Here is a 22837-nt window from a genome sequence, read left to right as displayed (position 1 = left end):
CCGCATGTTCGAACATCTGCTGGACCAGGTCGGGAGCCGTCACGGCCTCAACCCGGACCAGGCCCGGCGCCTGCTGGCGGCCTGGCTGGACCGTATTTTCGACCCCGCCCGGGGCGGGACGGCGGGCTTCGTCCAGGCCTTCCGGGCCCAGGGGCTGGAGCCGCTGGCGACGTCCTGGATCGCCCCGGGCCCGAATCGGCCGCTGACCGCGGACCAACTGGAGCGGGTGTTCGGCGAGGCCGAGATCGCCGCCCTCGCCCGCGCCCTGGAGCTGCCCGCTGCGGCCGTGGCCAGCGCCTCGGCCGCGATTCTGCCCGAAGCCGTGGACGCCCTGAGCGAGGACGGCCGCTGGCGCGGCGGCCGCACGGCGAGCGCCGAATCGAGAGGGCCCGGCCCTGACGAGCACGGGCTGCACGCGCGGCCCGTCGACGACGCGCCGCGCCCCGAGCCGCCCACGCTCGAATCGATCGCACCGCAGCCGATCCGCGACACCGCACCGGGACCGCTGCCTTCCGAGCCCGCGCCGCTGTATCGCGCGAACGACGGGCCGCCGCTGCCTTCGGCGAAATCGTTCGCGCGCCGCGCATTGCCGTGGCTGCTGATCGCCGCACTGCTGATCGCATTGGCGCTGCTGTTGCGCGTTTAACGCGAAGCCAACGCGCCACGACGCGAATTGCGCCGCAATCGTGGGGCGACGCAGTTCACACAATCGAAATGGCGTTCGCGCGCTGCGGTCGGCGCGATTCGCGCCTGCCGCGCGCCCGTTCGTGTTTGTGAAGAGCGGCATTTTTCGCAACGAATTCAGCATCGCATTCGATTTGCAGCATCGCAGGCGCATCCACGTTACATGCGGCGTTACATATCCGCGCATCGTCGGTGCCTGCTTTAGTCGTAGTGCATGCCACTTGCGCACATCGCAACGCTTGAATTAGCTTGCCATGGACGCGCCTGCAGGGGGTCGCGTCGGGATCGAACCAGCATGGATGCTGAGTCGCACGCCAGCGCGCGCGACATCGGCGGAGATCGCCGGTTCCACACTCAGGGGGCCTCTGCATGCGACTGGAGTCATCCAGCCTTCCCGCATCTCACCGCGACGGCGAGCGCAGCGCGTGCGCGGCTCATTACCCTGTTTTGCACGATGCGCAGGCCGCGCATCGCGATGCGTGCGCGCGCGTCGCAGCCACAGCGACGCCGCTACGCGAAGCTGCGTTCCTTCGTTCTAGTTCCCCCATTACCGCGACTGCGCGACGCCCCGGACGGGCGCCCGCGCGCAGCCTGCGCACCGAAGTCCCGCGGCGAGGAAAGATGCCATAGCCGCGGACCAGCGCCCGACGCTATCAGGGGATGCGTCGGGGATCATGAGCTACGAAATCAAGGATGTTTGTCATGACTCGCAAAGCACGTTCTATGAAATGGACCGCACTGGCCATCGCCACCGCGATCGTGATCGCGCCCGCGGCCTATTCCGGCGGCAAGCTGCCGACGGCCAACAAGACCAAGGTCTCGACCTTGTCCCCGCAGGCGGCGAAGGCGGCTAAGGAACAGCCGGCCCAATACGACCGCTACATCATCACCTTCAAGGGCACCAGCAACGCCAAGGGCGTCGCCGCGGCCAAGGTCGGCACCCAACTCGCCAGCGCGTCGAAGGCGCTGGGCCTGGGCATCGCGCCGATGCGCACGCTGGCCACCGGCGCCGCGCTGATCCGCACCGAGCGCAAGCTCGACAGCGTGGCCAGCAAGCAGCTGATGATCGAGCTGATGAAGGACCCGAACGTGCTCGCGGTCGAACCCGATCGTCTGCGCAAGCCGCTGCTGGTCCCGAACGACCCGGGCTACGCGCAGCAGTGGCATTACAAGAACGGCCCCGGCGGCATCAACGCCGAGCCGGCTTGGGACCTGAGCACCGGCGATGGCGTCGTGGTCGCGGTGCTCGACACCGGCATCACCCCGCACGCCGATCTGATCGGCAACCTGGTCGCCGGTTACGACTTCATCATCGATCCGGACGTTAGCGTCGACGGCGACGGCCGCGATGCCGACCCGAACGATCCGGGCGATTGGCACGACGGCGAATGCAACATCTTCGGCATTCCCGAGGACAGCAGCTGGCACGGCACCCACGTCAGCGGCACCATCGCCGCCTCGACCAACAACGGCGTCGGCGTGGCCGGCGTCGCGTTCGGCGCCAAGGTCCAGCCGGTGCGCGTGCTGGGCAAGTGCGGCGGTTACGAGTCCGACATCATCGACGCGGTGACCTGGGCCTCCGGCGGCACTGTCACCGGCGTGCCGGCCAACGCCACCCCGGCCGAAGTCATCAACCTCAGCCTCGGCGGCGGCGGTGCGTGCTCGGTCGCCGAGCAGGCCGCCTACACCGCGGCGGCCGGTCGCGGCACCACGGTCGTGGTGGCGGCGGGCAATTCCTCGGCCGATGCGGCCGGCTACTCGCCGGCGAGCTGCAACGACGTGATCACCGTGTCCGCGGTCGGCCCGACCGGCACGCTGGCCGGTTATTCGAACTTCGGCGCCGTGGTCGACGTGGCCGCGCCCGGCGGTTCGGGCGTCACTCCGGCGGCCGACAACATCCTGTCGACCTTGAACCTGGGCCTGCAGGGCCAGGAAGGCGACGGCTACGCCTGGATGGCGGGCACCTCGATGGCGGCTCCGCACGTCGCCGGCGTGGTCGCGCTGATGCAGGCCGCGGCGCCGACGCCGAAGACCCCGGCGCAGATCAAGAAGATCCTCGAGAACACCGCTTACGCGTCCGGCGGCTTCCCGAGCGGCTGCAACTACGACAAGCCCTGCGGCGCCGGCATCGTCGACGCCCGCTACGCGGTGGCCGTGGCTTCCGGCGCCGAAGCGCTGCCGGCCGATCCGCCGCCGCCGCCGGCGCCGGAACCGGCCACCCCGCTGTCCAACGGCGTCACCGTCACCGGCATCGAAGTGCTGGCCGGCGGCAACGTGCGTTACCAGCTGCTGGTGCCCAACGGCGCGTCCAACCTGTTGTTCGCCATGTACGGCGGCACCGGCGACGCGGACATCTACGTCAAGCGCGGCACCCCGCCGACCAACACCTCCTACGACTGCCGTCCGTTCAGTTCCGGCAACAACGAGAACTGCTTCTTCCCGGCACCGCAGGGCGGCATCTGGTACGTGACGATCAAGGGCTTCAGCAACTCCGCCGGCGTGTCGCTGTACCCCAGCTTCACCGACGCCAACTGGCCGCGCGCGGTCGAGGCCGAAGCGACCCCGCTCACCAACCACCGCACCCGCGTGGATCTGACCTGGCAGGCGGGCAAGCGCAACATCGACGTCTACCGTAACGGCGCGATCCTCAAGACCGTGCGTAACAACGGCGCCACCACCGATACCTTCCGGATCATCGGCACCGGCACCATGAGCTACAAGCTGTGCAACAACGGTACGCAGGAATGCGCCGACCCCGTGGAGATCGAGTACGCCTCCTCCAAGCGCTGATCGCGGCATGCAACACGGAGGGCCCGGCATGCCGGGCCCTCCGCTACCGGGCCGCGACCCGCCGCGCATGCGCGGGTCCGCCGACCCGTCGTTCCCCTGCTACCGTTCTGGAGTCTGCATGCATCCCCACACCCCATTCCCGCGTCGGCATCGCGTCGGCGCCGTCTTGCTGACGCTGGTCTGCGTGGCCGGCCTGGCCGCCTGCAACCGCGGCCCCGCCGGCAGCGAGGCGCAGACAGCCAAGACTGCCGAGGCCGCGCCGGTGCCGCGTTACGACGCCAAGCTCAGCCTGGTCAACAACAACGGCAATCTGCGCTACGACGGCAACGTCGACAGCGAGGCCGCCAAGCAGGCGGTGATCGCCGCGCTCGCCCACGCCTACGGCGCCGAAGGGGTATCCGGCGACCTCGCCGTCGATCCCTACGCGCGCCCGGCCGCCTGGGCCGCCAACCTGCCCAAGTTCGCCACCGCCTTCCAGCAGCCCGGCGCCGCGGTCAGTTTCCAGGGCCAGCGCATCGAGCTCAGCGGCCAGGTCGCCGAGGCCGATCGCGCCGCCCTTCTGGAACAGGCGCGCACGCTCTACCCCGGCTACGCCTACACCGGCCTGTTCGAGGGCGTGGGCGCGGGGCCGGCCAACGCCGCCCTCGCCGCGCTGGACAAGCAGGCCAGCGCCGCCGAGGTGGTCCGGGCCCTGAACCAGACCCCGATCGCGTTCGAAGGCGACAGCGCGCGCATCGCCGCCGCCAGCCTGGACGCCCTGGGCGATGCCGCCAAGGCCATCCAGGCCGCGCCCGCGCAGACCCGCGTGGAGATCTACGGCCCGCCCGGCGGCGGCGCCAGCGAGGAGGAGCAGGCGCTGTCCAAGGCCCGCGCCGAGGCGGTCAAGGTGCTGCTGGTCGTGAACGGCGTCAGCCCGGGCGCGATCGAGACCAAGGCCGCGGGGCCCGACAGCGGGCGCGGCATCAGTTTCAAGCTGGTCAAATGACACGGCGGCCGGCAGCGCGGCGGCCGCCCCCGATTACGTAACCGGCCTCTCTCCAGGCCCTCGCCGGCGAGCTGTTTGCGCCGGCGTTTTTTTGGGCGGGGGACGGGAAAAGCAAATCCCCCTCAATCCCCCTTTTTCAAAGGGGGAAGACAAGCTAGCCCTCAAGAATCGGAGCAGCTTCCCTCTACTGAAGTAATCCAGCCGTTCCCCCCTTTGAAAAAGGGGGGCTAGGGGGATTTGCCCTTCCCCAATGCTCGATCCAGTACACCCGATCCCGCAGCCGCCCTCCGCCGCTCTTCGCCGCAAACGAAACCACCGTCGCGATCAGGCCTGCGACAGGTCCTCTTCGCGGCCCTTCCGTTCCGCGGATTTGCCCCCATCTTCCGCACTCGATACGCTCTTCTGTTCGCCGTCGCCTCGGGCGCCGGCGCCCTCCCCCATTGCAGGCAAACGATGGCGCTGGATTTCATCCGCATCCGCGGCGCGCGGACGCACAACCTCAAGAACATCGACCTCGACCTTCCGCGCGACAAGCTGATCGTGATCACCGGCCTGTCCGGCTCCGGCAAGTCGTCGCTGGCGTTCGACACGATCTACGCCGAAGGCCAACGCCGTTACGTCGAGTCGCTGTCGGCGTATGCCAGGCAGTTCCTCAGCGTGATGGAGAAGCCCGATGTCGATCACATCGAAGGCCTGTCGCCGGCGATCTCGATCGAGCAGAAGTCGACCTCGCACAACCCGCGTTCGACGGTAGGCACGATCACCGAGATCTACGACTACCTGCGCCTGCTGTACGCGCGCGTAGGCTCGCCGCGCTGCCCGGACCACCACTATCCGCTGGAAGCGCAGACGGTCAGCCAGATGGTCGACCAGGTGATCGCGCTGGACCCGGAGCAGCGCTACATGCTGCTGGCGCCGGTGGTGCGCGAGCGCAAGGGCGAGCACGCGCAGATCTTCGAGCAGCTGCGCGCGCAGGGCTATGTGCGCGTGCGCGTGGACGGCGCGCTGTACGAGATCGACGCGGTGCCGCCGCTGGCGCTGCGCGTGAAGCACACCATCGAGGCGGTGATCGACCGCTTCAAGCCGCGCGAGGACATCAAGCAGCGCCTGGCCGAATCCTTCGAGACCGCGCTCAAGCTCGGCGACGGCATGGCCCAGGTGATGTCGCTGGACAAGGCCGACGCCGCGCCGCTGCTGTTCTCGTCCAAGTACAGCTGCCCGGTCTGCGACTACTCGCTGCCGGAGCTGGAACCGCGCCTGTTCTCGTTCAACTCGCCGGTCGGCGCCTGCCCGACCTGCGACGGCCTGGGCGTGGCCCAGTTCTTCGATCCCTCGCGCGTGGTCGTGCATCCGGAGCTGTCGCTGTCGGCCGGTGCGGTGCGTGGTTGGGACCGCCGCAACGCCTACTACTTCCAGCTGATCCAATCGCTGGCCAAGCACTACAAGTTCGACGTCGACGCGCCCTGGCAATCGCTGTCCGAGAAGGCCCGCAACGCCGTGCTCTACGGCAGCGGCGACGAGCAGATCAACTTCAGCTACATCACCGAGAACGGCGGCCGCAGCCAGCGCAAGCATCGCTTCGAGGGCATCGTGCCCAACCTGGAGCGCCGCTACCGCGAGACCGAATCGGCCGCGGTGCGCGAGGAGTTGGCCAAGTACATCAGCGAACGCGCCTGCACCGAATGCGGCGGCGCGCGCCTGAACCGCGCCGCGCGCAACGTGTTCGTGGCCGAGCGCCCGCTGCCGGAACTGGTGGTGCTGCCCGTGGACGAGGCGCTGAGCTTCTTCAAGTCGCTCAACCTGCCGGGCTGGCGCGGCGAGATCGCGGTCAAGATCGTCAAGGAAATCGCCGACCGCCTGCGCTTCCTGGTCGATGTCGGCCTCGATTACCTGACCCTGGAGCGCAAGGCCGACTCGCTGTCCGGCGGCGAAGCCCAGCGCATCCGCCTGGCCAGCCAGATCGGCGCCGGCCTGGTCGGCGTGATGTACGTGCTGGACGAGCCTTCGATCGGCCTGCACCAGCGCGATAACGAACGCCTGCTGGGCACCCTGACCCGCCTGCGCGACCTCGGCAACACGGTGATCGTGGTCGAGCACGACGAGGACGCGATCCGCCTGGCCGACTACATCGTCGACATCGGCCCCGGCGCCGGCGTGCACGGCGGCGAGATCGTCGCCCAGGGCCTGTTCCCCGACATCCTCAAGGCGCCGCGCTCGCTGACCGGCCAGTACCTCAGCGGCAAGCGCCGGATCGAGATCCCCAAGACCCGCCACAAGCCCAATCCCAAGACCAGCCTGCATTTGCGCGGCGCCAGCGGCAACAACCTCAAGGACGTCGATCTGACCATCCCGTCGGGCTTGTTCACCGCCGTCACCGGCGTGTCCGGCTCGGGCAAGTCGACCCTGATCAACGACACCCTGTTCGCGATCGCGGCCAACGAGCTCAACGGCGCCTCGCACACGCCGGCGCCGTACAAATCGGTCGAGAACATCGAGCTGTTCGACAAGGTCGTGGACATCGACCAGTCGCCGATCGGACGCACGCCGCGTTCCAACCCGGCCACCTACACCGGCCTGTTCACGCCGCTGCGCGAGTTGTTCGCGCAGGTGCCCGAAGCGCGTTCGCGCGGCTACTCGCCGGGCCGCTTCAGCTTCAACGTGCGCGGCGGCCGCTGCGAGGCCTGCCAGGGCGACGGCCTGATCAAGGTCGAGATGCACTTCCTGCCCGACGTGTACGTGCCCTGCGACGTGTGCGGCGGCAAGCGCTACAACCGCGAGACCCTGGAGATCCTCTACAAGGGCTACAACATCAACGACGTGCTGGAAATGACGGTCGAGGATGCGCTGGGTCTGTTCGAGGCGATCCCGGCGATCTCGCGCAAGCTGGAAACGCTGATGGACGTGGGCCTGAGCTACATCAAGCTGGGCCAAAGCGCGACCACCCTGTCCGGCGGCGAGGCGCAGCGCGTCAAGCTGTCCAAGGAACTCTCGCGCCGCGACACCGGGCGCACGCTGTACATCCTGGACGAGCCGACCACCGGCCTGCACTTCCACGACATCGAGCACCTGCTGGCGGTATTGCACCGCCTGCGCGACGACGGCAACACCGTGGTGGTGATCGAGCACAACCTGGACGTGATCAAGACCGCCGACTGGGTCATCGACCTGGGCCCGGAGGGCGGCCATCGCGGCGGCAGCATCCTCGCCACCGGCACGCCCGAGCAGATCGCCGCGCTGCCGCATTCGCACACCGGCCACTTCCTGGCGCCGCTGCTGGGCCTGGCGCCGGCCACACGCACCATGCCCAAGCCCGCACGCAAGACGGCGGCCGCCGCCAAGCCCGCCGCGGCCAAGGGCAAGAAGAAGTCCGCCGCATGACCGAAACCACCGACACCGCCGCGCCCGTGCTGTTCCGCATGCCGATCGAGCTGCGCTGGCGCGATCTGGACGCGTTCAATCACGTCAACAACTCCAACTTCCTGACCTACCTCGAGGAAACCCGCATCCGCTGGTTCGCGAGCTGGGACGGCGAATGGGTCAGCGAGACCAACGCGCCGCTGCTGGCGGCCGTGCAGTTGAACTACCGGCTGCCCATTCCCTATCCGTCGGCGGTGGCGGTGGAGCTGTACACGCAGCGCGTGGGCAGCACCAGCCTGACCATCGGCCACCGCATCGTGGCCGAGGACGGCAGCGCGCTGTACTGCGACGGCCATGTGGTGGTGGTCTGGATCGACCGCGCCAGCGGCCGTCCGGTGCCGCTGCCGGCGGCGGTGTTGGAAGCGATCGAGCGCTGAGGCGCTCGCAGGCAGCGCACGGCGAACCCCTGGTCATCCGTCCTGCCAGCGGGCATAGCACGTTGGCGTTCGGTCGTGCACGAAGTGGCGGTTCGACAACGCGCGTCCGCATCCGTTGTCGACGGGAAGATAGACGAGCGCGTTGTCTTCGTGGGCGGTGGCGATCAGCGCACCGGCGTTGCTTTAAGGCTTGCGCGCTTCCAGCTCGCCGCGCAGCACCCCGCCGCCCTTGAGCGCGAACTCCACCACCACCTTGCTGCCCGGCTTCAGCGGCGCATGCGGCTGCATCAACATCAGATGCATGCCGCCGGGTTTGAGGGTGGCGTTGCCGTCGGGCGCGATCCGCAGTTCCGGCAGCGCGCGCATGCGGCTGATGCCGTCGACGATGCGGGTTTCGTGCAGCGAGGAGTCGCCGAAAGCCGGGCTGCTGACGCCGACGATGGTGATCGGGGTCGGGCAGCGGTTCTCGATGCGGCCGAAGCCGGCCATCATCGGCATCTGCGCGGGCGGCAGGCGTACCCAGCCGTCGACGATGCGCGCGGTGCAGCCACGCGCCTGCGCCGACGGCGCGACGCACAGGGCGCACAGCAGCGCCAGAACGTGAAAGGCGGTGCGAGAACGGGGCGGCTTCATCGGCCTATGATAGCGCCTGAGCTTTCCGTCCCGAATCGCCGCGCAGGAGCGCCCATGAGCCTAGTCACCGCCACCACCCACGGCGAAATCGTCGAGTTGCAGCTGGCGCGCGCGCCGGTCAATGCGCTCAACCCCAGCCTCTGCCAGGACCTGCGCGCCGCGCTGGGCCAGGCGATCGCGGACGGCGCCCAGGGCATCGTGCTGTCCGGCGGCCCCAAGGTGTTCTCGGCCGGTCTGGACGTGCCGCATCTGTTGTCGCTGGGTGCGGACCGCGACGCCCTGATGGCGGCCTGGCAGGCCTTCTTCGACACCGCGCTGGCGCTGGCCGCCAGCCCGGTGCCGGTGGTGGCCGCGCTGGCCGGCCATGCCCCCGCCGGCGGCTGCGTGCTGGCGCTGTGCTGCGACTACCGCGTCATGGCCTCCGGCCCGTTCCGGATCGGCCTCAACGAAACCCAGGTCGGCCTGGTCGCGCCGGAAGGCATCCAGCGCCTGATGCGGCGCGTGGTCGGCAACTATCGCGCCGAACGCCTGCTGGTCGCCGGCGAAATGCTGGACGCCGAACAGGCGCTGCAAGCGGGTCTGGTCGATGAGCTGACCGACATCGACAACGTCGCTACCCGCGCCCGGGTCTGGCTGGAGCACCTGCTGGCGCTGCCGCGTGCGGCGATGCTGCAGACGCGCTTGATCGCGCGCGCCGATCTGATCGAGGCGATGCAGCCGCAGTACATCCGTCTGCAGCACTTCATCGAGGCTTGGTATCAGCCTTCGACGCAGGGGGCCTTGCAGGCCTTGGTGGCGAAGTTGGGCAAGTAGCGCCGAGGAACCCGTAAGGTGCGGTGATAACCGCACGGGCGCGGGAATCGGAAGGCGCGTTGGTGCGGTTCGCGTTCGCTCACCGCACTCTGCGTTCGTGGGGATGCTGTTGAATCGGTTGCGCGGGGATCGCAAAGCAAATCCCCCTCAATCCCCCTTTTTCAAAGGGGGAAGACCAGCGGGGATAACCGCACCGGCGCGGGAATCGGAGGGCGCGATGGTGCGGTTCGCGGTCGCTCACCGCACCCTACGTTCGTGGGGACGCTGTTGAATCGGTTGCGCGGGGATCGCAAAGCAAATCCCCCTCAATCCGTCCGGCCAGCGGGCACAGCCCGCCGGCGTTCAGTCGCGCACGAACCTGCGGTTCGTAAACGCACGCCTTCACCCTTTTTCAAAGGGGGAAGACAAGCAAGGGCGAAACAAAAGCCAGCGGAGGTTTAGGCTTCGCCGGTCGCGATCGGGCGCGAGGGATCGTCGATCCAGCCGCTCCACGAGCCGGTGAACAAGCCCGCGCCCGGCAGGCCGGCATGTTCCATCGCCAGCAGGTGATGGCAGGCGGTGACGCCGGAGCCGCACATCACCACGGTCTGTTGCGGCGCCTGCTCGCCCATCACCGCGGCGAAACCCTGCGCGAGTTCGCCGGCCGGCTTGAAACCGCCGTCCTGCAGGTTCTGCGCATACGGACGGTTGCGCGCGCCGGGCACGTGGCCGGCGACGCGGTCCAGCGGTTCGACGTCGCCGCGGAAGCGTTCGGCCGCGCGCGCGTCGATCAGCAGGCCGCCGGCGTCGAGATGCGCGCGCACGGCATCGGCGTCCAGCAGGCGGTGCTGGTCGAAATTGCCCGGATAGCGGCTCGGCTGCGGCGTCGGCACCATGGCGTCGGTCGGCAGACCGAGCGCGGTCCAGCGCTGCCAGCCGCCGTCGAGCACGGCCACGCGCCGATGCCCGAGCAGGCGCAACAGCGCCCACAGGCGCGCCGCGGCCAGTGCGCCGTCGCCGTGGTCGTAGGCCACGACCTGGTCGTCGGGCGACACGCCCCAGCGCTCCAGGGTGGCCGTGAAGTCGGCGCCGTCGGGCCAGGGGTGGCGGCCGGCGTTGCGCTTGCGGTGATCCGACAGGTCGCGGTCCAGATGCGCGTAACGCGCGCCCGGGATATGCGCCTGCGCATACGCCGCGGGGCCGGCCTCGGGATCGCCCAGGCCGGAGCGGGCGTCGATCACGATCAGATCCTCGCGGCCCAGTTGCGCGGCCAGGTCCTGCGCGGACACCAAGGTGGTCCAGTCGGTCATGCGATCGCCTCCAGGCGTTGCCGCAGGTTCAACAGCATCGAGGCGGTCGCGCCCCAGATGCGCTGGTCCGGATAGCGGAACTCCAGCACCTGGCGCGCGCGGCCGCGGTAATCGAGGGTGTGCGTGGTCAGGTTGGCCGGATCCATCAGATAGGCCAGCGACACTTCGAACACATCCGCGACTTCGTTCGGGTCCGGCCGCGCCACGTAGTCGCGGTCTATCGTCGCCACCACCGGCAGCACGCGGAAGCCGGTGATGGTGGCGAGCGGATCGAGATAACCCAGCGGCGCGATCTGCGCCGGCGCCAGGCCGATCTCCTCGCCGGTTTCGCGGATCGCCGCGGCCACCGCGTCGGCGTCGGCGGTTTCGATGCGACCGCCGGGAAAGCTGACCTGGCCGCCATGCTGGCGCAGCGCATCGGTGCGGCGCGTGAGCAGCACGCGGGTGCCGTCCGCGCGCGGGACCAGGCCCACCAGCACCGCGGCGCGCGCGGGCTCGGCCTCGGGCAGCAGGCCGTGCAGTTCGTCCAGGTTCCAGGCGTCGCCGGCGGGCTCGCGGGCAAGGGGGTACAGCGCCTCGCGCAGCCGCGGATAGTCGATCGGATGATCGGGCGGCGACGCGCTCACCGGCGTCGCGACTCGCGGTCGGGCAGCACGTGTTCCATCAGCCGCAGACGCTCGTCGTCGTTCATCTGCGACCAACGCGCGATCTCGGCCGTGGTGCGGTGACAGCCTTCGCACAGGCCCTGCTCATCCAGCGTGCAAACGCCGATGCAAGGGCTCAGTACCGCACGAAATTGGAAGCTCATTCGCCACACCACCAAGCCGCGCATCCTCGCGCGACCGTCAGGGCGGCCGCAGGGGCCGCATCGCACCGGCCGTGGCCGGGTTCAACGCCCCGCCGGCGGAGCCGACGGGTGATTCGCAAACTACTCCGGCCAGGCCGGTGGACTGCTCAAAAAAGTTGCGCCGGCAGGGCCGGCGCAACCTGACAACTCAGCGATCGGCTTACTTGGTGCTGATCAACTTGATTTCGAACTGCACCGCCACGTTCGGCGGGAACGGCGTGCGCGGATCGGCGCCGTAAGCGGACGCCGGCGGCAGGGTCACTTCCCACTTCGAACCGGTCGGCATCTGCAGCAGCACTTCGCGCATCGCGGCCATTTCGATCTCGCTGACCTTGATGGCGGGGATCGCCTGCGCCGGACGCGCCTGCGCCGGACGCTCGCCCCAAGCGTAGGGGCCCGCGACTTCCAACTGCACGGTGTTGGTCTGGGTCGGCTTGGCGCCGGTGCCGACTTCGATCACGCGGTACTGCACGCCGCTGGGCAGGGTCTTCACGCCGGCCTTGGCCTTGTTCTGGGCCAGGTAGGTGTCGCTCTTGGTCTTGTTCTCGGCGGCGGCCTTTTCCCACTCGGCCTTGGCCTTGTCCTGCTGGCGCTTCTGCATGTTCTGCACGGCGGTGCGCAGCTGGTCGACCGGCACCGACGGCTGCTTTTTGCCGTAACCGTCCTGCAGGCCCTTGATGATGGTGTTCACATCGACCTGCTCGCCGCTTTCGACGGCGTTGCGGCCGAGGTCGTAGCCCAGCGCGTAGCTGAGCTTGCCTTTCTCGGACGAAGTGTCCTGCGCGACGGCGTTGCCGGCGGTCAGAGCCAGGGCCGCGATGGCGGCGGCAGCAATCAAACGCAACTTCATTCGTTGGAATCTCCGTAATGACACGGGGCGGATAAGACCGCCCCGATAGAAAGGCCCATCGGGTCGTATGCCCTCAGATGGACGGGGTAGGATAGCGGCCGCAAGGCTTAACCGCCACTGACATCCCGGGCTCTGACCCCGCGGACGCCTCGGAGTTCCTGCCTGGCGGCCGTGCCCTTCCCTACAGATACCTATTCATATGTCCTCATCGCCCCTGCTGACCACCGACCGCGGCGCCGTTCGCGTGATCGCCGTCAACCGCCCCGACAAGCTGAACGCCCTGAACGCGCAGACCCTGGACGCGCTGTACCAGGCCTTCGAGGCCGCGGCCGCCGATCCGGCGGTGCGCTGCGTAGTTCTGACCGGCAGCGGCCCCAAGGCCTTCGTGGCCGGCGCCGATATCTCGGAGATGAACGGCCTGACCCCGGTCCAGGGCCGCGATTTCTCGCTGCGCGGGCAGAAGCTGATGCGCCGGATCGAGAAGATGCCCAAGCCGGTGATCGCGATGGTCAACGGCTTCGCCCTCGGCGGCGGCCTGGAACTGGCGATGGGCTGCCACCTGCGCATCGCCGCCGACAGCGCCAAGGTCGGCCAGCCCGAGATCAACCTCGGCCTGATCCCCGGCTTCGGCGGCACCCAGCGCCTGCTGCGCCTGGCCGGCCGCGCCGCGACCCTGGAGCTGTGCCTGGTCGGCACGCCCATCGACGCCGAACGTGCGCGCCAGTTGGGCATCGTCAATCGCGTGGTGCCGGCGGCCGAACTGGAGGCCGAGACCTTCAAGCTCGCCGAACAACTGGCCGCGTCCGCGCCGCTGGCGCTACGCGGCGTGCTGGACTGCGTCGCGGTCGGCGGCGAGTGCGGCATCGAGGAAGGCCTGGAATACGAGACCGCGCAGTTCGGCCTGATGTTCGCCACCGACGACATGCGCGAAGGCACGACCGCCTTCCTGGAACGCCGCAAGCCGGTGTTCTCCGGCACGTGAGCGCGGCGGCGCCCTGCCGCTGCGGTTGCGCCGACGCCACCGCGGCGGGCACGCACGCGATCGCGCTCGCGCTGGCGAGCGACGACCTCGATCGCGCGCTCGCTTTGGGCCTGCTCGACTGCGCCCCTTGCCAACACTGCACGACGCAATGCCGTGCCGACGTGATCGCCGCACGCGATGCGCGCCGCAACGCGCTCGCCGCGCGGGCGCGCTATCGCGCACGCAACGCGCGCCTGGCGCAGCGCGCGCAGGAGCGCGCGGCGCAACGCGCCGGCGCACGTGCGCAGATCGAGGCGACGCCGCTAGAAGCCGCCGCGTCCGGAAGCGCGGCGCCGGCGGCAGCCGCACCGGCGGCGCGCCCGGCCCTGCCCACGGCGGCGGCGGCGGCGTTGGCGCGCGCGAAGGCCAAGGCCGCGGAGCGCCAGAAGCCGTGAGCCCCGCACGCAAGCCCATGCCCGCCGCCGGCAAACGCGGAGCGAGCAAGAACGCCGCCGGCGCGGGCACGAAGGCGCCTGCCAAGACCAAGCCCAAGGCGGCCAAGCGCGTCGCCCGTCTCGGCGCGGCCGAAGCCGAGGAGATGTTCGCCCGGCTCAAGGCGCTCAACCCCACGCCGACCACCGAGCTCGAATACAGCACGCCGTACGAGTTGCTGGTCGCGGTGGCGCTGTCGGCGCAGGCCACCGATGTCGGCGTCAACAAGGCCACCCGCAAACTGTTCCCGGTCGCGAACACGCCGCAGGCGATCGTCGCGCTGGGGGTCGAAGGGTTGAAGCCCTACATCGCCACGATCGGCTTGTACAACACCAAGGCCGCCAACGTGGTCGCGCTGTCGCAGCGCCTGCTGGACGAGCATGCCGGCGAGGTGCCGCGCGAGCGCGCCGCGCTGGAGGCCCTGCCCGGGGTCGGTCGCAAGACCGCCAACGTGGTGCTCAACACCGCCTTTGGCGAGCCGACGATGGCGGTGGACACCCACATCTTCCGGGTCGCCAACCGCACCGGCCTGGCGCCCGGCAAGACCGTGCGCGCGGTCGAGGACGGCCTGCTCAAAAGTGTGCCTCCGGCCTACCTTCAGGACGCGCACCACTGGCTGATCCTGCACGGACGTTACGTCTGCAAGGCACGAAAACCCGACTGCCCGCACTGCGCGATCCGCGACCTTTGCCGCTATCCGGACAAGACCCCGGGCGAGCCGGAGCCCGTCGCAGCTTGATTTGCGTGGATCGGCGGGCCTGGGCGGGAGCGCCTGCGCGACCGTCATCCATCGGTCATGGCAGCGAAATAAGTCAGTCCTGTCATATTTACGCAACTTTCACACCCTAGCCTGCGCGGCATCCAACCACGCCCTAGGGCCCCGCCATGAAACTCTCCCGCAGCACCCTGTCCGTCGCGCTGCTCGCCGCGCTCGTCGCTCCGGCCGCGCACGCCGAGGTCGCCCTCGACGTGATCGGCAACTCCGAAGTCAGCTTCGAAGGCCTGCTCCAGGCCGACTACTACAGCTACGGCAACGACCTCAAGAACCTCAACGTCGACGCCCCGGACGGCACGGACTCGGACAACGAACTGCGTCGCGCCGAGCTGGTGCTGAAGGGCAAGGGTCCGGGCAACTTCGAGTGGGTGCTGGGCTACGACGCCAAGGACGACAAGTTCCTCGACGCCAACGTCAAGTACAAGTTCGGCAACAACGCCAACCACTTCATCCAGGTCGGCCAGTTCAAGCAGCCCAACAGCATGGAAGAGCTGTCCTCGACGAAGAACAACGACTTCGTCGCCAAGGGCTCGATCACCAACACCTTCGGCATCGCGCGCCGCGTCGGCGTCGGTTACTACTACGGCGACGTCAACTGGGGCGTCAACGCCACCTATTTCAGCCGCGAGCTGACCCGCAACCGCAAGCACGGCAACGGCTTCGGCCTGCGCGGCACCTGGGCGCCGATCCTGGACGCCGGCAACATCCTGCACTTCGGCCTGTCGCACGTCGATTACGACGCCGACCTGGGCGGCACCGCGGCGCTCAACACCGGCGATACGGTTTCGTTCAGCGCCCGTCCGCTGGCCGACATCTCGCAGACCCTGGTCAGCACCGGCAACATCACCCGCTCCGATCGCGTCGCCACCACCGGCTTCGAAGGCCTGTGGGTGCACGGCCCGTTCAAGCTGCAGGGCGAGTACATGAAGACCAGCGTCAAGCGCTACGGCACGGCGCAGGACGTGGACTTCGACGGCGGCTACATCAGCGGCCTGTGGAACATCACCGGCGAAACCTGGACCTACAAGTCCGGCGCCCCGGTCACCGGCCTGCCGGACAACCCCGCCTCGGGCATGTGGCAGCTCGGCCTGCGCTACGACACGATCGACCTCAACGACGGCAGCGGCAACGTCACCACCGGCGCCACCACCGGCGTGCTCGGCGGCGAGCAGGACGCGTGGACCCTGGGCGTGAACTGGTACTGGCGTTCGAACTTCAAGTTCATGCTGAACTACGTCAAGGTCGACAGCAGCAAGTGGGTCGGCGGCACCACCCGTCGCTACGTCGACGACAACCCGAACATCACCGAAGTCCGCATGCAGTTCTACTGGTAAGTCGTAGCGCTCTCTCTCCCCCACTGGCTGTACCTTCGCGAATCGCCTCGGGGCGCGGCCACCGCCGCGCCCCTTTTTGCGTCCGCATTCCGGCCACGCCAGCGGCCATGCGTGTCAGCCACATGTCGGATGTCACCGACCTGTCACATAGCCGACCCGCGACTGTCATCGAACCGTTATGAAATGCGCCCAGAGCGGGTCAATGCCCGCCGTCTCTCTCCAGGAGCCCTCCGTGTTCAAGTCCATCCGCTTCCGCCTGGCCGCACTCGCGCTCGCGACTGCGTTCGTCGCCAACGCTCAGGCCGCCGACGTCACCGGCGCCGGCGCGTCCTTCGTTTATCCCATCATGTCCAAGTGGTCGGCCGACTACGCCAAGGCGACCCAGAAAAAGGTCAACTACCAGTCGATCGGCTCCGGCGGCGGCATCGCCCAGATCAAGGCCGCGACCGTGGACTTCGGTTCCTCCGACGCGCCGATGAAGCCCGACGAGCTGGCCAAGTTCGGCCTGGCCCAGTTCCCGTCGGTGATCGGCGGCGTGGTGCCGGTGATCAACGTGCCGGGCGTGGCCTCGGGCGCGCTCAAGCTCGACGGCGACACCCTGGCCAAGATCTTCCTCGGCAAGATCACGATGTGGAACGACCCGGCCATCGTCGCCCTCAACGGCGGCGTGCAGCTGCCGGCCAAGAAGATCACCGTCGTGCACCGCTCGGACGGTTCGGGCACCACCTTCAACTTCGTCAACTACCTGTCCAAGGTCAGCGCCGACTGGAAGAGCTCGGTCGGTGAAGGCACCGCGGTCAAGTGGCCGGTCGGTATCGGCGGCAAGGGCAACGAAGGCGTGGCCGCTTACGTCAAGCAGATCCAGGGCGGCATCGGCTACGTCGAGCTGTCCTACGCGCTGCAGAACAAGATGGCCTACTCGCGCCTGAAGAACGCCGCCGGCAACTACGTGCTGCCCAGCGACGAGACCTTCCAGGCCGCCGCCGCCAGCGCCGATTGGGCCAGCGCCAAGGACTTCTACCTGGTGATGACCAACGCCCCGGGCGAGAAGTCCTGGCCGATCACCGCGACCAACTTCATCCTGATGTACAAGCAGCCCAAGAACGCCGCCGGCGCCAAGAACGCCAAGGAATTCTTCCGCTGGGCCTACGCCAACGGCGACGCCCAGGCCAAGGCCCTGGACTACGTGCCGCTGCCGGACGCGCTGGTCAAGCAGATCGAGACCTATTGGTCGGCGAACATGAACTACTGATCCTGACGAGGATCGGCTTGCAAGGAACGGGCCTTCGGGCCCGTTCTGCGTTTCGGGGGGAGAATTCTTCGTCTGGCGGCCGGCCCTCACCCCAACCCCTCTCCCGCAAGCGGGAGAGGGGCTTCATGCGTAGGGCCTTGGATTCCCTTCTCCCGCTCGCGGGAGAAGGTGCCCGAAGGGCGGATGAGGGCCCGGGACGAGGTTGGAGCCGCGCCCGCGCGCCGGGCCCTCACCCCTCTCCCCGCAGGCGGGTGATGCTCCCCACGCAGGGCTTTTTGACACCGCCCTCACCGCCCTCCGACGCCCCGCCCCACTCTGCCGGCCCCGCCGCTGCGATCTTTCAGGCTTTCACTACAAATTCGTTACCGAACGATGTCATAGCGCTGTAACAAAAAGATCATCAAATGGCGCAGCCCCGCCGGCCAGTCTCGTCGGCACCCTCATGGAGTTGCGCATGAAATCGTCGCCGGCCCGCATCGCCGCCCTTTCCCTCGCCCTGACGCTGGCCGTGGCCGCGTGCAAGCCCGGCGCCGACGCCCCCAAGGCGGCCGCCGACGGCGCCGCGCCCACCGACACCGCCGCTGCGGCCGGCGACAAGACCGCCGCCATGATCACCGGCGCGGGCGCGACCTTCATCTACCCGCTGCTGTCGAAGTGGTCGGACGACTACAACAAGGCCACCGGCGCCAAGGTCAACTACCAGTCGATCGGTTCCGGCGGCGGCATCGCCCAGATCAAGGCCGGCACCGTCGACTTCGGTTCCTCCGACAAGCCGCTGTCGGCCGAGGAACTCGCGGCCGCGGGCCTGGGCCAGTTCCCGTCGGCGATCGGCGGCGTGGTGCCGGTGGTCAACGTCGAAGGCCTGGAGCCCGGCAAGCTGCGCCTGACCGGCCCCGTGCTGGCCGACATCTTCCTCGGCACCGTCACGATGTGGAACGACCCGGCGATCGCCGCGATCAATCCGGGCACCGCGTTGCCGGCGACCAAGATCAATATCGTCCACCGCTCCGACGGCTCGGGCACCACTTTCAACTTCGTCAACTACCTGGCCAAGGTCAGCCCGGCCTGGAAGAGCAAGGTCGGCGAAGGCACCTCGGTGCAGTGGCCCGGCGGCGTCGGCGGCAAGGGCAACGAAGGCGTCGCCTCGTACGTGAAGCAGATCAAGGGTTCGATCGGCTACGTCGAGCTGTCCTATGCGCTGCAGAACAAGATGGGTTACGCGCAGTTGCAGAACGCCGCGGGCAACTTCGTCCAGCCCAGCGCCGAGTCCTTCCAGGCCGCCGCCGCCAGCGCCGACTGGGCCAACGCCAAGGACTTCAACCTGGTGATCACCAACGCCAGCGGCGCCGACGCCTGGCCGATCACCGCGACCAATTTCATCCTGATGTACAAGCAGCCCAAGGACGCCAAGCGCAGCGCCGACACCCGCGCCTTCTTCAAGTGGGCGTTCGAGAACGGCCAGGCCCAGGCCAGCGCGCTGGACTACGTGCCGCTGCCGCCGGAGCTGGTGAAGCAGGTAGAGGCCTATTGGGCGGCGGAGTTCAAGTGAGGTCGCGGCCCGCGCCCGCGGTTGCGGGCGCGGCCTTGCCGGAACGTCCTCCCCGCGAAAGCCGGCTCCGCCTCACTTCGGCGGAGCCGAACATCCAGTGACTTAAGCGCGTCGTACCGAACCGCACACCGCTCCAAGCCCCACCACCCCACGCGCCCCACGGACCCTCGATCGCAATGAACGCGACCACCCTCCCCGCAGTACCGCTAGCGCGCGACCACGCCGACGCGCGCAACGATCGTCTGTTCCGTTACGTCCTCACCGCGACCGTGGTCTTCGTCCTGATCGCGCTCGCCGGCGCGGCGCTGTCGATGCTCTGGGGCGGCCGCGCCGTGCTGGCCAAGGAAGGCATCGACTTCTTCATCACCGCCGAGTGGAACCCGGTGGAGGACCAATACGGCGCGCTGGTTCCGATCTACGGCACCATCGTCACCGCGCTGATCGCGATGCTGATCGCGGTGCCGGTCAGCTTCGGCATCGCCTTCTTCCTGACCGAGGTCGCGCCGCGCTGGGCGCGCGGCCCGATCGGCACGGCGATCGAACTGCTGGCCGGCATCCCCTCGATCATCTACGGCATGTGGGGCCTGTTCGTGCTGGTCCCGGTGATGACCGAATACGTGACCCCGTGGCTCAACGACAACCTCGGCACCTGGCCGGTGATCGGCCCGCTGTTCCAGGGCCCGCCGCTGGGCATCGGCATGCTCACCGCCGGCATCGTGCTGGCGATCATGGTGATCCCCTTCATCTCCTCGGTGATGCGCGAAGTGTTCCTGACCGTGCCGACCCGGCTCAAGGAATCGGCCTACGCGCTGGGCTCGACCAAGTGGGAAGTCAGCTGGGACATCGTCCTGCCCTACACCCGTTCGGCGGTGATCGGCGGCGTCTTCCTCGGCCTCGGCCGCGCCCTGGGCGAGACCATGGCGGTGGCCTACGTGATCGGCAACAGCGTCAACTTCTCGGTGTCGCTGCTCGAACCGGGCACCACCATCGCCGCGGTCATCGCCAACGACTTCGGCGAAGCCACCGAAACCTACCGCTCGGCGCTGCTGCTGCTGGGCTTCGTGCTGTTCATCGTCACCTTCGCGGTACTGGCCGTGGCCCGGCTAATGCTGATGCAACTCTCGCGCAAGGAGGGCAACTGATGGCCGCCGTCACCCCGCAGATGCGCGCCGCCGACGCGCTCTACCGCCGTCGTCGCATCGGCAACGCGGTCGCTATCGTGGCCGCCTGCGCCGCCGCCGCGTTCGGCCTGTTCTTCCTGGGCTGGATCCTGTGGACCCTGGTCGCCAAGGGCATAGGCGGCATCAACTGGGCGCTGTTCACCCAGATGACGCCGCCGCCGCAGCAGGAAGGCGGCCTGCTCAACGCCTTCTTCGGCAGCGCGGTGATGTGCACGATCGCGATCCTGATCGGCACCCCGCTCGGCATCGCCGCCGGCACCTGGCTGGCCGAGTACGGCAACGCGCGCAAGTTCGGCACCGTGGTGCGCTTCGTCAACGACATCCTGCTGTCGGCGCCGTCGATCGTGCTGGGCTTGTTCATCTACTCGCTGGTGGTGGCGCAGATGGGCCAGTTCTCGGCCGTGGCCGGCGCCCTGGCCCTGGCCTTCATCGTGCTGCCGGTGGTGGTGCGCACCACCGACGAGATGCTGCGGCTGGTGCCCAGCCAGATGCGCGAGGCCGCGCTGTCGCTGGGCGTGCCGCAGTGGAAGGTGATCGTGCAGGTGCTGTATCGCAGCGCCTCGGCCGGCATCGTCACCGGCATCCTGCTGGCGCTGGCGCGCATCTCCGGCGAAACCGCGCCGCTGCTGTTCACCGCGCTGAGCAATCAGTACTGGAGCATGGACATCTTCCGCGAGATGGCCAGTGTGCCGGTCACGATGAACAACTTCGCCAACAACCCGGACGCGAACTGGAACACCATCGCCTGGGCCGGCGCCCTGGTCCTGACCTGCTTCGTCCTCTTCGTCAGCCTGTTCGCGCGGACCGTGATCCTGCGCAAGCGAATCTCCAATGACTGACCTCACCCTTCGCAACCTAGACCGGACTCCGGCCATGAACGACGCCCGCCTCAATCTCGCCACGCCCGAGCGGGAGAGCACTGCCGCCGCCCCGGCGCCGGTCAAGCTCGCCGCGCGCGGGCTGGATTTCTACTACGACAAGTTCCATGCGCTCAAGAGCATCAACCTGGAGATCCCCGAGAAGCAGGTCACCGCGCTGATCGGCCCCTCCGGTTGCGGCAAGTCGACGCTGCTGCGCATCTTCAACCGCATCTACGCGCTGTATCCGAAACTGGAAGCGCGCGGCGAAGTGTTGCTGGACGGCGACAACATCCTCGACCCCAAGTACCCGATGAACCGCCTGCGCAGCAAGGTCGGCATGGTGTTCCAGAAGCCGGTGCCGTTCCCGATGACCATCTTCGAGAACGTCGCCTACGGCATCCGCCACCACGAGAAGCTGTCGAAGTCGGAGATGAACGACCGCGTCGAGCACGCCCTGCGCCAGGGCGCGCTGTGGGACGAGGTCAAGGACAAGCTGGGCCAGAGCGCGCTGGGCCTGTCCGGCGGCCAGCAGCAGCGCCTGTGCATCGCGCGCGCGGTCGCGCTGCGCCCGGACGTGCTGCTGCTGGACGAACCGACCTCGGCGCTGGACCCGATCTCCACCAGCCGCATCGAGCAGTTGGTCGAGGAGCTCAAGAAGGAATACACGATCGCGATCGTGACCCACAACATGCAGCAGGCCGCGCGCGTATCGGACTTCACCGCCTTCATGTACCTGGGCGACCTGATCGAGCACGGCCCCACCGAAACCATCTTCTCCAAGCCGAGCAAGCAGCAGACCGAGGACTACATCACGGGACGTTTCGGCTGATACCGCTTTGAGCCCCTCTCCCGCTCGCGGGAGAGGGGTTGGGGTGAGGGCACGCAGGACGCAGGTCGCATCGTTAATCGGGCCAGGAGGCCCTCATCCGCCCTTCGGGCACCTACTCCCGCCCGCGGGAGAAGGGAAGCGCACACAGGACACTTATATGAGCACCCACATGCACGATCACATCGTCAAGAGCTACGACGACGAGCAGCGCCGCCTGCTCGACGAAACCCTGCGCATGGGCGAGATGGCCGCGTCCCAGCTCGAAGCCGCGCTCGACGTGGTCGAACGCCGCGACGACAAGGCCGCCGAGCGCATCATCGCCAACGACGAGGCGATCGACGCGCTGGAGCAGGAAATCAGCCACGACGTGATGAAGCTGGCGCTGCGCGGGCCGATGGCGCGCGATCTGCGCGAGATCCTGGCCGCGATCCGCATCGCCTCCGACATCGAACGCGTCGGCGATTACGCCGCCAACGTCGCCAAGCGCTCCACCGCGCTGAACCTGTCGCCGCCGCTGCCGCACATCGCCGGCCTGCATGCGCTGGGCACGCTGGCGGTCAAGCAGCTGCGCGACGTGCTGTCCGCCTACCGCGAGAACGACGTCGAGCTGGCCCAGCGCGTGCGCGCGCGCGACGCCGAGATCGACACCGCCTACACCGGCCTGTTCCGCGAGCTGCTGACCTACATGATGGAGGACGCGCGCAGCATCACCCCCTGCACGCACCTGCTGTTCATGGCCAAGAACATCGAGCGCATCGGCGACCACGCCACCAACATCGCCGAGAACGTCTGGTTCCTGGTCAAGGGCGAGGAGTTGCTGCCGCCGCGCGAGAAGCGCGACGACACCAACACCACGGGCGCGCTCTGAGCGCCCCTGCCCGGCCGCGCGACCGCGTGGGCCGGGTCGCGGCGCCCGCAC

19 protein-coding genes and 1 pseudogene are annotated in these 22837 nt (G+C 68.5%); 16 read left to right on the top strand and 4 right to left on the bottom strand.

Annotated features, from left to right (window positions below; all coding sequences use genetic code 11):
* Positions 1-4: 4 nt before the first annotated feature.
* From ASE35_RS18130 to ASE35_RS18110, 5 genes are all read left to right on the top strand, one after another.
* Positions 5-646, top strand: coding sequence for a YidB family protein (locus ASE35_RS18130; protein WP_057164692.1), 642 nt, complete (start codon positions 5-7; stop codon positions 644-646).
* 761 nt (positions 647-1407) lie between these two features.
* Positions 1408-3474 carry a S8 family peptidase gene (locus tag ASE35_RS18125; RefSeq protein ID WP_056175944.1) on the top strand — a complete coding sequence of 689 codons (2067 nt, stop codon included), beginning with the start codon at positions 1408-1410 and terminating at the stop codon, positions 3472-3474.
* Between the two features lie 118 nt (positions 3475-3592).
* Positions 3593-4459 carry an OmpA family protein gene (locus tag ASE35_RS18120; protein WP_157489553.1) on the top strand — a complete coding sequence of 289 codons (867 nt, stop codon included), beginning with the start codon at positions 3593-3595 and terminating at the stop codon, positions 4457-4459.
* Between the two features lie 453 nt (positions 4460-4912).
* Positions 4913-7837 carry an excinuclease ABC subunit UvrA gene (gene uvrA, locus ASE35_RS18115; RefSeq protein WP_056175950.1) on the top strand — a complete coding sequence of 975 codons (2925 nt, stop codon included), beginning with the start codon at positions 4913-4915 and terminating at the stop codon, positions 7835-7837.
* Positions 7834-8253, top strand: coding sequence for a thioesterase family protein (locus ASE35_RS18110; RefSeq protein WP_056175956.1), 420 nt, complete (start codon positions 7834-7836; stop codon positions 8251-8253). Before uvrA ends, ASE35_RS18110 begins: the two co-directional genes overlap by 4 nt.
* A gap of 183 nt (positions 8254-8436) precedes the next feature.
* Here ASE35_RS18110 and ASE35_RS18105 read toward each other — a convergent pair whose 3' ends face one another.
* A complete protein-coding gene (locus ASE35_RS18105) occupies positions 8437-8886 on the bottom strand; it encodes a copper chaperone PCu(A)C (RefSeq protein ID WP_057159617.1) in 450 nt (149 codons plus the stop codon).
* 54 nt (positions 8887-8940) lie between these two features.
* Here ASE35_RS18105 and ASE35_RS18100 point away from each other — a divergent pair, with 54 nt between their 5' ends.
* Complete coding sequence (locus ASE35_RS18100) at positions 8941-9699, top strand: enoyl-CoA hydratase/isomerase family protein (RefSeq protein WP_057164690.1); 759 nt, start codon at positions 8941-8943, stop codon at positions 9697-9699.
* Positions 9700-10136: 437 nt separating this feature from the next.
* On the opposite strand, the gene ASE35_RS18095 is transcribed toward ASE35_RS18100, so the two are convergent.
* From ASE35_RS18095 to ASE35_RS18080, 3 genes and pseudogenes are all read right to left on the bottom strand, one after another.
* Positions 10137-10988: a sulfurtransferase gene (locus ASE35_RS18095; protein WP_057164689.1), complete on the bottom strand. Its 852-nt coding sequence runs from the start codon at positions 10986-10988 to the stop codon at positions 10137-10139.
* Positions 10985-11820: pseudogene (locus ASE35_RS18090) on the bottom strand (DUF1289 domain-containing protein). The gene ASE35_RS18095 and the pseudogene ASE35_RS18090 overlap by 4 nt, the downstream one beginning before the upstream one ends.
* A 175-nt stretch (positions 11821-11995) precedes the next feature.
* A complete protein-coding gene (locus ASE35_RS18080; RefSeq protein WP_056175978.1) occupies positions 11996-12685 on the bottom strand; it encodes an FKBP-type peptidyl-prolyl cis-trans isomerase N-terminal domain-containing protein in 690 nt (229 codons plus the stop codon).
* 199 nt (positions 12686-12884) lie between these two features.
* On the opposite strand from ASE35_RS18080, the gene ASE35_RS18075 reads away from it, so the two are divergent.
* The 10 genes from ASE35_RS18075 (at position 12885) to phoU (ending at position 22786) form a co-directional block, all read left to right on the top strand.
* Entirely contained in the window at positions 12885-13667 is a 783-nt protein-coding gene (locus tag ASE35_RS18075) for an enoyl-CoA hydratase-related protein (RefSeq protein ID WP_056175981.1), read from the top strand.
* A 59-nt stretch (positions 13668-13726) separates the two neighbouring features.
* A complete protein-coding gene (locus ASE35_RS18070) occupies positions 13727-14101 on the top strand; it encodes a hypothetical protein (RefSeq protein WP_157489560.1) in 375 nt (124 codons plus the stop codon).
* 143 nt (positions 14102-14244) lie between these two features.
* Entirely contained in the window at positions 14245-14877 is a 633-nt protein-coding gene (nth, locus tag ASE35_RS18065; RefSeq protein ID WP_056176723.1) for an endonuclease III, read from the top strand.
* Positions 14878-15023: 146 nt separating this feature from the next.
* A complete protein-coding gene (locus ASE35_RS18060) occupies positions 15024-16247 on the top strand; it encodes an OprO/OprP family phosphate-selective porin (protein WP_057164687.1) in 1224 nt (407 codons plus the stop codon).
* A gap of 232 nt (positions 16248-16479) precedes the next feature.
* Entirely contained in the window at positions 16480-17499 is a 1020-nt protein-coding gene (pstS, locus tag ASE35_RS18055; protein WP_162258752.1) for a phosphate ABC transporter substrate-binding protein PstS, read from the top strand.
* 454 nt (positions 17500-17953) lie between these two features.
* Positions 17954-19048: a phosphate ABC transporter substrate-binding protein PstS gene (pstS, locus tag ASE35_RS18050; RefSeq protein ID WP_057164726.1), complete on the top strand. Its 1095-nt coding sequence runs from the start codon at positions 17954-17956 to the stop codon at positions 19046-19048.
* Positions 19049-19224: 176 nt separating this feature from the next.
* Entirely contained in the window at positions 19225-20190 is a 966-nt protein-coding gene (gene pstC, locus ASE35_RS18045) for a phosphate ABC transporter permease subunit PstC (protein WP_056175992.1), read from the top strand.
* Positions 20191-20210: 20 nt separating this feature from the next.
* Positions 20211-21068, top strand: coding sequence for a phosphate ABC transporter permease PstA (gene pstA / locus ASE35_RS18040; RefSeq protein WP_056176729.1), 858 nt, complete (start codon positions 20211-20213; stop codon positions 21066-21068).
* A 34-nt stretch (positions 21069-21102) separates the two neighbouring features.
* The gene (pstB, locus tag ASE35_RS18035; RefSeq protein ID WP_056175996.1) at positions 21103-21918 is read left to right on the top strand and encodes a phosphate ABC transporter ATP-binding protein PstB; all 816 of its coding nucleotides are present in this window, start codon (positions 21103-21105) and stop codon (positions 21916-21918) included.
* A 157-nt stretch (positions 21919-22075) separates the two neighbouring features.
* Positions 22076-22786 carry a phosphate signaling complex protein PhoU gene (gene phoU, locus ASE35_RS18030; RefSeq protein ID WP_056175999.1) on the top strand — a complete coding sequence of 237 codons (711 nt, stop codon included), beginning with the start codon at positions 22076-22078 and terminating at the stop codon, positions 22784-22786.
* The last annotated feature ends 51 nt before the right edge of the window (positions 22787-22837 follow it).

This window comes from Lysobacter sp. Root916, assembly GCF_001429785.1.
In the GTDB taxonomy this organism is placed as follows: domain Bacteria; phylum Pseudomonadota; class Gammaproteobacteria; order Xanthomonadales; family Xanthomonadaceae; genus Lysobacter.
The sequence above is the reverse complement of the archived record's forward strand: the minus strand, read 5'-3'. Positions and strand labels throughout refer to the sequence as shown.